This window comes from Mycobacterium mantenii, from assembly GCF_010731775.1.
Taxonomy (GTDB): Bacteria; Actinomycetota; Actinomycetes; order Mycobacteriales; family Mycobacteriaceae; genus Mycobacterium; species Mycobacterium mantenii.
Genome location: NZ_AP022590.1, coordinates 620672 through 635805 on the forward strand (window position 1 = coordinate 620672; position 15134 = coordinate 635805).

At 67.8% G+C, this 15134-nt stretch carries 10 protein-coding genes and 2 pseudogenes; 7 read left to right on the forward strand and 5 right to left on the reverse strand.

The genetic code is table 11. From position 1 onward, the window contains the following. Positions 1–174: 174 nt before the first annotated feature. Entirely contained in the window at positions 175–1356 is a 1182-nt protein-coding gene (locus tag G6N50_RS03245; RefSeq protein ID WP_142275753.1) for a cupin domain-containing protein, read from the reverse strand. Between the two features lie 101 nt (positions 1357–1457). Between G6N50_RS03245 and uvrC the strand changes: the two genes are divergently transcribed. Genes uvrC through G6N50_RS03270 form a run of 5 tightly spaced genes read left to right on the forward strand, consistent with a single transcriptional unit; the run spans position 1458 to position 7825 of the window. Beyond that, entirely contained in the window at positions 1458–3413 is a 1956-nt protein-coding gene (uvrC, locus tag G6N50_RS03250; protein ID WP_083098925.1) for an excinuclease ABC subunit UvrC, read from the forward strand. Next, positions 3410–4330 carry an RNase adapter RapZ gene (rapZ, locus tag G6N50_RS03255; RefSeq protein ID WP_083098923.1) on the forward strand — a complete coding sequence of 307 codons (921 nt, stop codon included), beginning with the start codon at positions 3410–3412 and terminating at the stop codon, positions 4328–4330. Before uvrC ends, rapZ begins: the two co-directional genes overlap by 4 nt. Before the next feature lie 8 nt (positions 4331–4338). Beyond that, the gene (gene yvcK / locus G6N50_RS03260; protein ID WP_142275752.1) at positions 4339–5403 is read left to right on the forward strand and encodes a uridine diphosphate-N-acetylglucosamine-binding protein YvcK; all 1065 of its coding nucleotides are present in this window, start codon (positions 4339–4341) and stop codon (positions 5401–5403) included. Continuing rightward, the gene (gene whiA / locus G6N50_RS03265; protein WP_040631623.1) at positions 5400–6377 is read left to right on the forward strand and encodes a DNA-binding protein WhiA; all 978 of its coding nucleotides are present in this window, start codon (positions 5400–5402) and stop codon (positions 6375–6377) included. The genes yvcK and whiA overlap by 4 nt, the downstream gene beginning before the upstream one ends. A 53-nt stretch (positions 6378–6430) precedes the next feature. Then, positions 6431–7825, forward strand: a complete 1395-nt coding sequence (locus tag G6N50_RS03270) for a WS/DGAT/MGAT family O-acyltransferase (RefSeq protein WP_083098920.1) — start codon at positions 6431–6433, stop codon at positions 7823–7825. A 59-nt stretch (positions 7826–7884) separates the two neighbouring features. Here G6N50_RS03270 and G6N50_RS03275 read toward each other — a convergent pair. The 4 genes and pseudogenes from G6N50_RS03275 to G6N50_RS03290 all read right to left on the reverse strand — a co-directional run bounded on the left by G6N50_RS03275 (position 7885) and on the right by G6N50_RS03290 (position 12507). Beyond that, a pseudogene (locus tag G6N50_RS03275) lies at positions 7885–8729 on the reverse strand (hypothetical protein). Positions 8730–8860: 131 nt separating this feature from the next. Further along, positions 8861–10132: an alpha/beta hydrolase gene (locus G6N50_RS03280; protein ID WP_083098918.1), complete on the reverse strand. Its 1272-nt coding sequence runs from the start codon at positions 10130–10132 to the stop codon at positions 8861–8863. Continuing rightward, on the reverse strand, positions 10132–11763 hold the full coding sequence (gene fadD12 / locus G6N50_RS03285) for an acyl-CoA ligase FadD12 (protein ID WP_083098917.1): 1632 nt from the start codon (positions 11761–11763) through the stop codon (positions 10132–10134). The genes G6N50_RS03280 and fadD12 overlap by 1 nt, the downstream gene beginning before the upstream one ends. Positions 11764–11766: 3 nt before the next feature. After that, positions 11767–12507 carry a lysophospholipid acyltransferase family protein gene (locus G6N50_RS03290; RefSeq protein ID WP_232069040.1) on the reverse strand — a complete coding sequence of 247 codons (741 nt, stop codon included), beginning with the start codon at positions 12505–12507 and terminating at the stop codon, positions 11767–11769. A gap of 245 nt (positions 12508–12752) precedes the next feature. Here G6N50_RS03290 and G6N50_RS03295 point away from each other — a divergent pair, with 245 nt between their 5' ends. Both G6N50_RS03295 and G6N50_RS03300 read left to right on the forward strand, forming a co-directional pair. Beyond that, a complete protein-coding gene (locus G6N50_RS03295; protein WP_232068873.1) occupies positions 12753–13238 on the forward strand; it encodes a hypothetical protein in 486 nt (161 codons plus the stop codon). 148 nt (positions 13239–13386) lie between these two features. Next, positions 13387–15123 (forward strand): annotated as a pseudogene (locus G6N50_RS03300) (DUF3556 domain-containing protein); the annotation flags it as partial. Positions 15124–15134 lie beyond the last annotated feature (11 nt).

Consider the following 15134-nt stretch of genomic DNA (forward strand, 5'->3'; position numbering starts at 1 on the left):
CCGGCGTGCGTCCGTGCCGCCATGATGCGCTCCTTCCGGGTGAACCGGTCAGCGGTCCCGCGGTGTGCGTAGCGGCGACCCCGACGGGACCCACAGGTACCCGAAGCTTACGCCATTTTCATCCGCAAATGCGGATAGAAACAGGCACTCTCACCGGAGATGCGAAGCTAACTGTCAGCCATTGGACAGCCGGACCAGGAATCCGTTCAGGATCAGCGTCTGCGCCAGCCCCGACTGCTGCGCCGCGCTCAGCCCGGGCAGATCGCCGACCCGAAACGGCTCGGTGCTGCCGGCGAGGAACAGCAGCGCGGCCTCGTGGTCGGCGCCGGCGCCCACCGACAGTTGAGCGAACTGCAGGACGACGCGGTCGCCGACGTGCGTAACCCGCGAATAGAGCGGCTCGTACTTGGCCACCAGCGTTCGCCCGTCGATCCCGACGGTGTCGCTGACCCGCCCGACCGGGGGGCATCGGCCGCGCCGGACCAAGACGTCCGCCATCGCGTCGAGGCCCTCGCCGACGATCTCGGGATCCCCGACGGCCTGCAGGGTGTCGTGCACGAGGTCGCCCAGGCCGGCGCGGGCGGTCGCGTCATCCAGGTGCCGTGGCGACAAGCGGGCGTGCACCCGGGGGTCGCGCAAACTCAGCGCGTGCAGCGCGTGCGTGACGAGCGTGAGCACCGTGGGCGCATGCAGCCCGATCGTCAGATGGACCGACGGCTCGGCGTGCGTTTCGGCCGAATGCACTTGGCCGCGCGGCAGATACAGCACATCGCCGGGCTGCAGGCAGACGTCGGTCGGCGACGTGAGCTCGTCCGTCCCCACCCCCTTGCGCCGTTGGATCTCGTGCGGCGGCACGGCGGCGGCGTCGGACAAATGCCACGTCTTCGATCCCTGGATCTGCAGGACGAGCACGTCGTGCGGGTCGTAGTGCGGGACAAAGCCGGTCGATTCCGGTGGCGTGACGTAGGCGTTGACCCGCGTCGGGAAGTTCAGCTCGACCTCGATGGAGTGCGACAGCGACGCGATCGTGCGCACGTACCGTTCGAGCCCGTTCAGCACGATGGTGTAGCCGTCGGCCAGGCCCTGCAGTGCCCGGACCGGGTCCAGGCCGCCGTCGGATTGCCGGTATACCGCCGGGTCCATGTCCCGGCCGCCCTTCACCAGCCGCACGGCCGCCGGCTCCGGCCGCACGTGCTCCAGGAGCCCGTCGACGGCCGAAGGCCCGGGCAACAGTCGGTCGAAGTAGCCCGGTTGGCATCGTTTGATGTGGTGGTGCCTGCTCGCCCAGATTTCGTCGAGGAAGGCGTCGACACCGACGGGCTGCAGCAACCAGGCTAGCGAGGACTCGACGGTAATCCCCCCAAACATCGCGGCGACCGGTATGCACCACAGTAGACCGGCACCCGCACGCGCCCCGCCTTTCTGGGTACCGCGCCGGCGGCTACTAGCCTGGATCCGTGCCCGATCCCGCCACCTACCGCCCCGCCCCCGGGTCCATCCCGGTCGAGCCCGGCGTCTACCGATTCCGGGATCCGCACGGGCGAGTCATCTACGTCGGCAAGGCCAAGAGCCTGCGCAGCCGGCTGACGTCTTACTTCGCCGACATCGCCGGCCTGCACCCGCGAACCCGGCAGATGGTGACCACCGCGGCCAAGGTCGAGTGGACGGTGGTCAACACCGAAGTCGAGGCGCTGCAGCTCGAGTACAACTGGATCAAAGAGTTCGACCCGCGATTCAACGTCCGCTATCGGGACGACAAGACCTATCCGGTGCTGGCGGTGACCCTCAACGAGGAGTTCCCGCGGCTGATGGTCTACCGCGGCCCCCGCCGCAAGGGGGTGCGGTATTTCGGGCCCTACTCGCACGCGTGGGCCATCCGGGAGACGCTGGATCTGCTTACCCGGGTGTTTCCGGCGCGCACCTGCTCGGCGGGAGTGTTCAAGCGGCACAAGCAAATCGACCGTCCTTGCCTGCTCGGCTACATCGACAAGTGCTCGGCGCCGTGCATCGGCAGGGTCAGCGCGGAGCAGCATCGCCAGATCGTGGACGATTTCTGCGACTTCCTGTCCGGCAAGACCGACCGGTTCGCCCGCGAGCTGGAACATCAGATGAACGCCGCGGCCGAGCAACTCGATTTCGAGCGGGCCGCGCGGCTGCGCGACGACCTGGGCGCGGTCAAGAGGGCGATGGAAAAACAGGCCGTCGTCCTGGGCGACGGCACCGACGCCGACGTGGTGGCGTTCGCCGACGACGAGCTCGAGGCCGCCGTCCAGGTGTTCCACGTCCGCGGCGGCCGGGTTCGCGGTCAGCGCGGCTGGATCGTCGAAAAGTCCGCCGACCCTGGTGATTCCGGTGAGGAACAACTGGTCGAACAGTTCTTGACGCAGTTCTACGGCGAGCAGGCCGAATTGGGCTTCCAAACCGACCAAGCCGCAGACGAATCGGTGAACCCGGTGCCGCGCGAGGTGCTGGTGCCCTGCCTGCCTTCCAATGCCGGCGAGTTGACCAGTTGGCTTTCCGGCTTGCGTGGATCCCGGGTGGCCCTGCGGGTGCCGCAGCGCGGCGACAAACGCGCGCTGGCCGAAACCGTGCAGCGCAACGCCAAAGAGGCACTGCAGCAACACAAATTGAAGCGTGCCGGCGACTTCAACGCCAGATCCGCTGCGCTGCAGAACATCCAGGAGGCCCTCGGCTTGTCCGACGCGCCGCTGCGCATCGAGTGTGTGGACATCAGCCATGTGCAGGGCACCGACGTGGTGGGCTCGCTGGTGGTGTTCGAGGACGGTCTGCCGCGCAAATCGGACTACCGGCACTTCGGGATCCGGGAAGCCGCCGGGCAGGGGCGCTCCGACGACGTCGCCTCCATCGCCGAGGTGACCCGCCGCCGCTTCGCGCGGCACCTCAGTGAACAAAACGATCCGAATATGCTTTCACCGGAAGGAAAGTCTCGCCGGTTCGCCTACCCGCCGAACCTGTACGTCGTCGACGGCGGTGCCCCACAAGTCAACGCGGCCAGTGCGGTGCTCGAGGAACTCGGCGTCACCGATGTCGCGGTGATCGGCCTGGCCAAGCGGCTGGAAGAGGTGTGGGTGCCCTCGGAGCCCGATCCCGTCATCATGCCGCGCAACAGCGAGGGGCTATATCTGCTGCAACGTGTCCGCGACGAAGCGCACCGATTCGCGATCACCTACCATCGCAGCAAGCGATCCAAGCGAATGACGGCATCGGTGCTGGATTCGGTGCCAGGATTGGGAGAACATCGCCGCAAGGCATTGGTAAGCCATTTCGGATCGATAGCCCGCCTCAAGGAGGCCACCGTCGACCAGATCACCGCCGTTCCCGGCATCGGTGTGGCAACCGCCACCGCCGTCCTGGAGGCGCTGCGACCCGATCAGTCCGAGGCCGCGCGGTGACGGGCCCAGAGGAATTCGCGGGCGGCCGCTCGGTGGAGTCCCCGGCCGGTATCGACGTCGTCCTGGTGACCGGATTATCCGGCGCCGGACGGGGTACCGCAGCCAAGGTGCTCGAAGACCTCGGCTGGTATGTGGCGGACAACCTGCCCCCGCAGCTGATCACCCGGATGGTCGATTTCGGTCTGGCCGCCGGCTCACGGATCACCCAGCTGGCGGTGGTGATGGACGTGCGGTCGCGCGGCTTCACCGGTGACCTGGATTCGGTCCGCACCGAGCTGGCAACCCGAAACATCGCGCCGCGCGTGGTGTTCATGGAAGCATCCGACGACATGTTGGTGCGCCGCTACGAACAGAATCGTCGCAGCCACCCGCTGCAGGGTGATCAGACCCTGGCCGAGGGCATCGCCGCCGAGCGCCGGATGCTGGCCTCGGTTCGCGCCACCGCCGACCTGATCATCGACACCTCGACGCTGTCGGTGCGCGGCCTGCGCGAGAGCATCGAGCGGGCATTCGGCGGCGCCGCCAGCGCGACCACCAGCGTCACGGTCGAGTCGTTCGGCTTCAAGTACGGCCTGCCGATGGACGCCGACATGGTGATGGACGTGCGCTTTTTGCCGAACCCGCACTGGGTCGACGAATTGCGGCCGCGCACCGGGCAGGACCCGGCGGTTCGCGATTACGTGTTGAGCCAGCCCGGCGCGGCCGAGTTTCTCGACGCCTACCATCGATTGCTGTCCCTGGTCGTCGACGGCTACCGCCGGGAGGGCAAGCGCTACATGACGGTCGCCATCGGCTGCACCGGGGGCAAGCATCGCAGCGTCGCGATCGCCGAGGCCCTGGTGCAGTTGCTGGAGGCTCAGAAGGGTGAGGCGCAACTGTCGGTGCGGGTGCTGCACCGGGATCTGGGCCGCGAATGACCGAGCCGTTGAACCGGGGCATCGTCGCGCTGGGCGGCGGACACGGCCTGTACGCGACGCTGTCGGCGGCCCGTCGGCTGACTCCCCACGTCACCGCGGTGGTGACCGTCTCCGACGACGGCGGTTCTTCCGGCCGGTTGCGCAGCGAACTGGACGTGGTGCCCCCGGGTGATCTGCGAATGGCATTGGCGGCCTTGGCATCTGACAGTCCGCACGGGCGACTGTGGGCGACCATCCTGCAGCACCGGTTCGGCGGCAGCGGGGCCCTGGCCGGGCATCCGATCGGCAACCTGATGTTGGCCGGGCTGTCCGAGGTGCTGGCCGATCCGGTGGCCGCGCTCGACGAGCTGGGGCGCATCCTCGGCGTCAAGGGCAGGGTGCTGCCGATGTGCCCGATCGCGCTGCAGATCGAGGCCGACGTCTCCGGTCTGGAAAGCGACCCGCGGATGTTTCGGCTGATCCGCGGCCAGGTGGCGATCGCGAGCACGCCGGGCAAGGTGCGCCGCGTGCGGCTGCTGCCCGACAACCCCCCGGCGACGCGACAGGCCGTCGACGCCATCATGTCCGCAGATCTGGTGGTGCTGGGCCCCGGGTCGTGGTTCACCAGCGTGATCCCGCATGTGCTGGTGCCGGGACTGGCCGCGGCGCTACGGGCGACCACCGCACGGCGTGCCCTGGTGCTCAATCTGGTGGCCGAGCCGGGGGAGACGGCCGGCTTCTCCGTCGAGCGTCATCTGCACGTGCTGGCCCAGCACGCACCGGACTTCAGCGTGCACGACATCATCATCGACGCCGAACGGGTGCCCAGTGAGCGCGAACGCGATCAATTGCGCCGCACCGCCACACTGCTTTCGGCCGAGGTCCACTTCGCCGACGTGGCCAGACCTGGTACACCTTTACATGATCCAGGCAAGCTCGCGGCGGCCCTGGACGGGGTCCGGGCGGCCCGTAAGGCTCCGGGACCGTCTTCGGTCACGGCCACCGCGGATATTCGGGTCGACGGTGCAAACCCACCAGCCGGTGGGAGTGGACCGGCCGGCAGCGGACCAAGGGGTGACGACGCGTGGCGATGACGACCGAAGTCAAGGACGAACTAAGCCGCCTCATCGTGAAATCGGTCAGCGCGCGCCGGGCGGAGGTCACGTCCCTGTTGAGGTTCGCCGGCGGGCTGCACATCGTCGGCGGCCGCGTGGTGGTCGAGGCCGAGGTGGACCTGGGCAACGTCGCGCGGCGGTTGCGCAAGGACATTTTCGAGCTCTACGGGTACAACGCCGTCGTGCATGTGTTGTCGGCCAGCGGGATTCGCAAGAGCACCCGGTATGTGCTGCGGGTCGCCAACGACGGCGAGGCGCTGGCACGCCAAACCGGCCTGCTCGACAACCGCGGCCGTCCGGTGCGCGGGTTGCCGGCCCAGGTGGTGGGCGGCAGCGTCGGCGACGCCGAGGCCGCGTGGCGGGGAGCTTTCCTGGCGCACGGGTCGCTGACCGAGCCGGGCCGGTCGTCGGCGCTGGAAGTCAGCTGCCCCGGCCCGGAGGCGGCGCTGGCGTTGGTGGGTGCCGCGCGCCGGCTCGGTGTCAGCGCGAAAGCCCGCGAGGTGCGTGGCGCCGACCGGGTCGTGGTGCGCGACGGCGAGGCCATCGGCGCATTGCTGACCCGGATGGGCGCCCAGGACACCCGGCTGGTGTGGGAGGAGCGTCGGATGCGGCGCGAGGTCCGGGCCACGGCCAACCGGCTCGCCAACTTCGACGACGCCAACCTGCGCCGCTCGGCGCGCGCGGCGGTCGCGGCCGCGGCCCGGGTGGAGCGGGCGCTGGAGATCCTGGGCGACACCGTGCCGGACCACCTGGCCTCGGCCGGGAAGCTGCGCGTCGAGCACCGGCAGGCCTCACTTGAGGAGCTCGGACGGCTCGCGGATCCTCCGATGACGAAAGATGCTGTGGCGGGCCGTATTCGGCGCCTGCTGTCGATGGCCGACCGCAAGGCGAAGGTCGAGGGCATTCCCGACACCGAGTCGGCGGTGACGCCGGACCTGCTCGAAGACGCATAACTGGTGCTGCGAATCGCTGTTCGCAGCGGGTAGGCGGGGGATACGGTCGGGGGATGAAGCGGCTTTCGAGCGTTGATGCGGCGTTTTGGTCGGCCGAAACTGCGGGCTGGCACATGCATGTGGGGGCATTGGCGATCTGCGACCCGAAGGAGTCACCCGAATACAATTTTCAGCGACTCCGCGAATTGATCATCGAGCGGTTGCCGGAGCTGCCGCAGCTGCGATGGCGGGTCACCGGGGCGCCGCTCGGGCTGGACCGACCCTGGTTCGTCGAAGACGAGGACCTGGACATCGACTTCCACATCCGGCGCATCGCCGTTCCGGCGCCGGGCGGTCGCCGCGAGCTCGAGGAGCTGGTGGGCCGGCTGATGTCCTACAAGCTGGACCGCGCCCGGCCGCTGTGGGAGATGTGGGTGATCGAGGGCGTCGAGGGCGGCCGGATCGCGTCGCTGACCAAGATGCACCACGCCATCGTCGACGGCGTCTCGGGCGCCGGCCTGGGTGAGATTCTGTTGGACGTCACGCCGGAACCGCGTCCGCCGCAACAGGAAACGGTGGGATCCCTGGTGGGATCGCGGATTCCGGGAATCGAACGGCAGGCGGTGGGCGCGCTCATCAACGTCGGCGTCAAGACGCCGTTCCGCATCGCGAGGCTCATGGAGCAGACCGTGCGCCAACAGATCGCTGCGCTGGGCGTGCGCGGCCGGCCGCCGCGCTACTTCGAAGCGCCCAAAACCCGCTTCAACGCGCCGGTCTCGCCGCACCGGCGGATCACCGGCTGCCGCGTCGAACTGACCCGCGCCAAGGCCGTCAAGGACGCGTACGGCGTCAAGCTCAATGACGTCGTGCTGGCGTTGGTGGCCGGCGCCGCGCGCGACTATTTGCAGAAACGCGGTGAGCTGCCCGCCAAACCGCTGATCGCCCAGATCCCGGTTTCCACCCGCACCGACGACAACAAGGACGACGTCGGCAACCAAGTGAGTTCGATGACCGTCTCGTTGGCAACCGATGTCGAAGATCCGGGGGAGCGGCTGCGGGCCATCCACGAAAGCACCCAGGACGCCAAGCTGATGGCCAAGGCGTTGTCGGCGCACCAGATCATGGGGCTGACCGAAACGACGCCGCCGGGGCTGCTGGGGCTGGCCGCGCGGGCCTACACCGCCAGCGGGCTATCGCGAAACCTGGCCCCCATCAACCTCGTTGTCTCCAACGTGCCCGGTCCGCCGTTCCCGTTGTACATGGCCGGCGCCAAACTGGATTCGCTCGTGCCGCTGGGTCCTCCGGTAATGGACGTCGCGCTGAACATCACCTGCTTCTCCTACACCGATTACCTGGACTTCGGTTTCGTGACGACACCCGAGGTGGCCAACGACATCGACGACATGGCCGATCGCATCGAGCCGGCGTTGACCGATTTGGAAAAGGCCGCCGCGCGAGAGAGCGGCTAGCGGCCTGGTGTCCTCTGGCGAGCGTCACGCTAGTGTGACTGCCGCAAGCGAGCGTCACGCTAATGTGACTGCCGCAAGGCCAAGGCGGCTCGTACCCGGCTGACGATGTCTGCGGGGCGATCTCCCACGACCACTCGAATGACGATCCAGCCCAGGCGTTCGAGCCTTTCGCGCCGCCTGATGTCCGATGTGTATTGCCAGCGGTCCCGACGATGTTGCTCGCCGTCGTACTCGGCGGCGACTTTGAAGTCCTCCCAACCCATGTCGAGGTAGTAAGTGAAGTCGCCGAACTCGTCACTGACCCGGATCTGCGTTTGTGGTCGGGGCAGCCCCGCCCGTATCAGTAACAGTCGCACCCAAGTTCCTTCGGCGACTGCGCGCCGGCATCCGCGAGATCAATTGCCTTACGCGTCGACTGAATGCCGCATCGGCCCGGATACCGTTCGGCGAGCATCTGACACTCAGCCACCTTGCAGTTGGTTGCGCGAAGTAGGTCGTCGATGGCGGCAACAGCGTCGTTTATCAAATGCCAGCATCCCAGGTCGACAGCAGTCCGCGCCGGCGTCGTCACGGGGACACCGTCGATCATGGTGAACTCGTCGTCTTCTAGGCGGTCACTGTGAATCCGCAATCCCGGCAACGGGTTTCTGTTGCTATGGAGAATCTCAAGCGGTGCCGTGGCGTCCACCCACTGGGCACCATGAACAGCGGCGGCGGACAGCCCCGCGATAATGCCTCGCCGACGCGACCACAGCCATGCTGCACGGGCTCGAATCAGCGGCGTGAGCTCGGCGCCAGGGTCGACATATACATCGCGGAACAACTTCCTGTAGTGCGTTCGCAAAGCGCTTCTGACGAGTTCTCCGTTCGCGACGGCCTCACTGCCGATGAATGGCTCCGCCATCGTGGCAGCGTCGCATGAACCGCAGCGAACGTCAGTTCAGTGCGGCCTGACTATCCACAACCAGTCACGCCAGCGTGACGCTCGCGCCCCAGAGTCACGCCAGCGTGACGCTCGCGCGATGTACCAGCGGCCTAGTCGCGCTCGGGCCTATTCGTCGCGTACACCCACGACAGGAATCGCGCCACGGCCTCCGCGGACCGGTGCGCGCGCGGGGAACTGAAGATGTCGAAAGCGTGTTGGGCGTGCGGCAATTCGGCGTAGGCGACCGGGGACTTGGACACGGTGCGCAGTTCCTCGACGAACTCGACGGCCTCGCCGACCGGGATGAGTGAATCGTCGCGGCCGTGCAGGACGAAGAACGGCGGCGCGTCGGCCCTCAGCTCCCGGATCGGCGAGGCGTCGAGGTAAACGTGCCGGTGGGTGGCGAATTTCCTTTTGACGACGAACTTTTCGAGCAACCCGATGAACTCGGGACGCCCCTCGCCGTGGGTAGAGAACCAGTCGTAGCGCCCGTACACCGGTACCGCGGCGACCACCGAGGTGTCTGCATCCTCGAAGCCGGGTTGGAATTTCGGGTCGTTGGGAGTCAGCGCCGCCAGCGAACACAGGTGACCGCCGGCCGATCCGCCGGTGATCGCCACGAAGTCCGGATCACCGCCGTATCGGGAGATGTTCTCCTTGACCCAGGCCAGCGCGCGTTTGACGTCGACGATGTGGTCGGGCCAGGTGTGCCGCGGCGACACCCGGTAGCCGATCGACACGCACACCCAGCCGCGCGCGGCCAGGTGGCTCATCAGCGGATAGGCCTGGGGGCGGCGCATTCCGATCATCCAGGCACCGCCGGGCACTTGCAGCAGCACCGGCGCCTTACCGTCGCGCGGCAGGTCCTGGCGGCGCCAGATGTCGGCCAGGTTGGCGCGGCCGTGCGGACCGTAGGAAACCACGTTGGTCTTCTCGACGTAGCGGCGGCGCGCCACGGTGTTGCCCAGCGGCAGGGTGCGCCGGCCGCTGCGCGTGGGTTCGCCCTGGGGCAGCTTGTTCAGCGCCTCCTGGTAGTCGTCGCCGAGTTGGTCGCGCAGCCCCGCCTCCAGCACCGGACCGGGAGTGGTGACGCCGCGATAGCGGATCGCGCCCAGGATGGCCCAGGACGCCGCCGTCAGGGCCAGCGCGGCCTTTCCGCGCCGTCCGGCGAAGTCGCCGCGGCGACCCCGCCGCAACGCGTCGAGCAGCGAGGCGGAGAAGTAGACCCCCGGCACCTCGGAGGCGGGCCAGCCGAACCAGAAGACCAGCACGGTGCTGTAGCCCTTGCGGGCCAGCGGGCGTAATCCGTTGGCGGCGTTGGCCAATTCGAGTGCGGCCCGGGCCAGCGGACGGGGCTTTCGGATCGTCCGGGGCAGCCGCATCAGCCGTTCACCCGCGCTTGCAGGTCGGCGCGCAGGATCTTGCCGGTGCTGCTGCGGGGGAGTTCGTCCAGCACGGTGATTTCGCGGGGGATCTTGTAGTTGGCCAGGTTCTCCCGCACGTGCTGCCTGAGCGCCTCGGGGGCGGCGCCCGCGTCGAGCGCGGCGCCGGGCTCGAGCACCACGAAGGCGGCCAGCCGCTGCCCGTATTGTTCGTCTTCCACGCCGATCACCGCCGCCTCCGCCACGTCGGAATGTGCCGCCAGAGTCTTCTCCACTTCGATCGGGTACACGTTCTCGCCACCGGAGACGATCATCTCGTCGTCGCGGCCGACGACGAACAGGCGCCCGGCCTCGTCGAGATACCCCACATCGCCCGACGACATGAATCCGGCGTGGAAGTCTTTCGTGCTGCCCGAGGTGTAGCCGTCGAACTGGGTGTTGTTGCGCACGTAGATGCTGCCGACCTCACCGGTGGGCAGCTCGTTGAATTCCGGGTCCAGGATTCGGATTTCGGTTCCACCCGCCGGCCGGCCCGCGGTGTCGGGGGCGGCCCGCAAGTCCTGGGGTGTGGCGGTCGCGATCATGCCGGCCTCGGTGGCGTTGTAGTTGTTGTAGATCACGTCACCGAAGGCGTCCATGAACGCGATGACGACGTCGGGCCGCATCCGCGAACCCGATGCCGCGGCGAATCTCAGGGACCGTCCGCTGTAGCGGCGGCGCACCTCGGCGGGCAGCTCCATGATGCGGTCGAACATCACCGGCACCACGGCGAGCCCGGTGGCCTTGTGCCGGTCGATGAGATCCAGCGTGGCCTCGGGGTCGAACTTGCGCCGGGTGATCACCGTGCAGGCCATGGAGGCGGCGAAGATCAACTGGGAGAAACCCCAGGCGTGGAACATCGGCGCGACGATAACGATGTTCTCCTCGGCCCGCCACGGCGTGCGGTCCAGAATCGCCTTGAGCGTGCCTATCCCGGCGTTGCCACCGGTTTGGTTGGCGCCCTTGGGTGTTCCGGTAGTACCGGAGGTGAGCAGGATCATTCTGCCCTTGCGGCCGGGGCGCCGGGGCTGTTGCCCGGCGTGGTCGGCGATCATCTTCTCGACGGTGAGTTCGTGCGGCCTGTCGGTCCAGGCCACGATGCGGCTGGCGTCCGGCTTGTCGGCCAGCGCGCGGTCCACGGTCGGGGTGAATTCCTCGTCGTAGACCACGGCGTCGACGCCCTCGCGGTTGACCACCTCGGCCAGCGCGGGCCCGGCGAACGACGTGTTGAGCAGCACCACGTCGGAGCCGATCCGGTTCACGGCAACCACCGCCTCGACGAAGCCGCGGTGGTTGCGGCACATGATGCCCACCACCTTCGGTTGACCCGCGGGCAGGTTTTGCAGCGCGGCGCCGAACGCGTTGATCCGTTCGTCGAGTTCGCGCCAGGTCAGCATGCCGAGTTCGTCGATCAGCCCGGGGCGGTCGGGGCAGCGCTGCGCCGCACTGGCGAAGCCGACGGTCATGCCCATGCCTTCGCGGCGCATGGCCGCCGCCATCTTGAGGTAACGGTCGGGCCGCATCGGCGCGATCATGCCGGCGCGGCGCAGCGTGGTGATCAGGCCGAGGGTCTCGCTCAAGGGATTCGCCATGGCTCAGCCCAGAATCGGGAAGCGACGCTTGGCGGCGAGTTCGGTCAGGGCCTGCTGCATCACCGACCGCACGTGCTCGTCGACCTCGTCGACGTCCGGGTCGTCGCCGAACTGCTTGGCGATGTCGATCGGTTCGAGCACCTGGGTCACGATCTTGGTGGGCAGTGGCAGGTTCGGCGGGATGACCGCACTCAGGCCGAAGGGGAAGCCGAACGACAACGGCAGGATCGCGCTGCGCAGCAGGCGCTTGATCCCCAGCCGCTCGGCCAGCCAGGTGCCGCGGGTCAGATACAGCTGGGTTTCCTGTCCGCCGATGGACACCGCCGGCACGATCGGGACGTCGGCGTCGATCGCCGTGCGGATGTACCCCTTGCGGCCGTTGAAGTCGATGACATTCTCCGAGAGCGTGGGCCGGTAGACGTCGTAGTCGCCGCCGGGGAACACGATCACCACCCCGCCGGACCGCAACGCCGCGGCCGCGTTCTCCCGGTTGGCGCGGATGTACCCGGTGCGCCGGAAGAACTCTCCGGTGGGGCCGGTCATGAGGATGTCGTGGCTCAGCGTGTAGACCGGCCGGTCGTAGCCGAGTTTGTCGTAGAAGTGGACGGTGAAGATCGGGACGTCCATGGGGAACATGCCGCCGGAGTGGTTTCCGACCACCAGCGCTCCGCCGGGCGGGAATGCATCCAGGCCGTGCACCTCGGACCGGAAGTAGGTCTTGAGGAACGGGCGCATCACCGCCATCAGGCGCTGGGTCAGGCGGGGGTCGAATTTGCCGATGTCCCCGCCGTCGGGGTTGCCGTTGTCGGTCACGTTCCTCCCTTGACGCTCGCGAGGCGGCTTTGCCCAGTCGAGTCCCTCGATGGTAGCGACCGGACACCCGTGGCTGTCACGGTGTTTCACCCTATTTCGTTTAGGCATGTGGTGCGACGCGGTGGGGGACGCTATTGTTACGGCGCCCTAAGTGATCCGCGAGCGAAGGGGACCCGATGGACGTAGCCGGTCTGTCACCCGAGCGTGGCGCCCGCTCGAGCGCTACCCACAGATCGGCCACCACCCGGGACCGGCGCGGGCGGCGTTCCCCGACCGGTTCGGTCCGCGCGGAGGCGACCCGTCAAGGACCGTCCCGGCCCGCGCCGGCCGTCGAGTGTGCCGCCGGTGCGGCCGCTCCGGATACGGCGGATCAACTGCAGGCCGACTACTTCGTGCGCCTGCTCACCGGGCGGCGCGGCCTCATCGATCTGCGCATCGGCGAGTGTCAGCGCAAGATCGCGACCGCGGAAGTCAAGGGCGACGTCGACGCCGTGGTGAACTTACGCCGCCAGCTGCGCATCGCCGAGCAGGACCGGCAGACCCTGGACGCCCTGATCGACAAGCTGTGCCGGCGCTTTGTGCACCCGGCTCCGGGTGCGGCCCCGGCGGCATCCCCGCAGGCGCACCCAGTGGGCCGCCGGGCAGCCCGGGCGCCGCGCTGAATCATCGTTTCCAACAACGGTTTTCGGCCGGGCTTGACCGGCGGGGTGGCCGGCCCGCTTCGTTAGGGCGCACAAACGCGCACACCGGAACGACGGTGCCGATACATTCAATGGGCCAGCTGGTTTCTAGATAGGAACGAGGCCGCCCATGGGATTCATGGCTCCGGAGTTTCCCGACGTCGACCCGCAAACGTGGCTCACCTTGCCGCGTTCGACCAGACGCCAGATCATGACCCGGCACTGGGTCGAACACGGCTTCGGGTCCCCGTACGCCGTCTACCTGTTCTACGTCTTCAAGATCGCCGGCTACGTCGCCGGCGCCGCTGTTCTGATCTCGCTTACGCCCGGACTGGGCGGGCTCGGTCACCTCACCGAGTGGTGGACCCAGCCGATCGTGTACCAGAAGCTGGTCGTCTTCACGCTGCTGTTCGAGATCCTGGGCCTGGGCTGCGGATCCGGCCCGCTGACCGCGCGGTTCTGGCCGCCGTTCGGCGGCTTCCTGTATTGGTTGCGGCCCAACACCATTCGCCTGCCGGCCTGGCCGGACAAGGTCCCGTTCACCCGTGGCGACAACCGCACCGTCGTCGACGTGGCGTTGTACCTCGTCGTGCTGGGCTCCGGCGTCTGGGCGCTGCTCTCACCGGGGCGGGGCGGGCCGGTCACCCCGGCAGGCGACGTCGGCCTGATCGATCCCATGCTGGTCGTGCCCGCCATCGTCGCGCTGGCACTGCTGGGGCTGCGCGACAAGACCATCTTCCTGGCGGCGCGCGGCGAACACTACGGGCTGACCCTGCTGGTGTTCTTCTTCGGGTTCACCGACCAGATCGCCGCCTTCAAGATCATCATGCTGGCGCTGTGGTGGGGCGCGGCGACCTCCAAGGTGAACCATCACTTCCCGTATGTGGTGGCGGTCATGATGAGCAACAGCCCGGTGCTGCGCAGCCGCGCATTCAATTGGTTCAAGCGCCGGCTCTACCTCGACCCGGTCAACGACCTGCGCCCGTCGTGGATACCGAAGGTCATGGCCCACGTCGGCGGCACGACGGCAGAGTTCCTGGTGCCGCTGGTTCTGGTGTTCGTCGCCGACGGCCACCGGTGGGCGTGGTTCCTGATCGCCTTCATGGTGCTGTTCCACCTCAACATCACGTCCACCATTCCGATGGGAGTTCCGTTGGAGTGGAACGTCTTCTTCATCTTTTCGCTGTTCTATCTGTTCGGGCACTACGCCGGCGTCACGGCCACCGGGCTGCGCTCACCGCTGCTGCTGATCATCCTGATCGCCGCACTCGCGGTGGTGCCGATCATGGGAAACCTCTTCCCGCAACAAATTTCGTTTCTGCCGGCGATGCGCTACTACGCGGGCAACTGGGCCACCAGTACCTGGTGCCTGCGTAAGGGCGCCGAGGACAAGATCGAGGCCGGCATCACCAAGGCGTCGGCGCTGGCGCCCAATCAGCTTGCCCGGCTTTACGATCCGCAGACGGCCGAACTCATGATCGACAAGTTGATGGCGTGGCGATCCATGCACACCCATGGGCGCACGCTGGGCGGGCTGGTGCCCCGCGCCCTGCCCGCCGGCGCCGACGAGGCCGATTACCTGTTGCGGGACGGCGAGATCATCGCCGGGCCGCTGATCGGGTGGAACTTCGGCGAAGGCCACCTGCACAACGAACAGCTGCTGGCCGCCGTGCAGCGGCGCTGCGGCTTCGATGAGGGCGAGGTGCGGGTGATCATCCTGGAAGCCCAACCTATCCAGCGCCAGACGCAGGCCTACCGCATCGTCGACGCCAAGACCGGCCTGATCGAGGAGGGCTACGTCGACGTCGCGGGCATGCTCAGTCGTCAGCCCTGGCCCGAGCCCGGCGACGATTACCCCGTTCACGTCATCGATGGCGG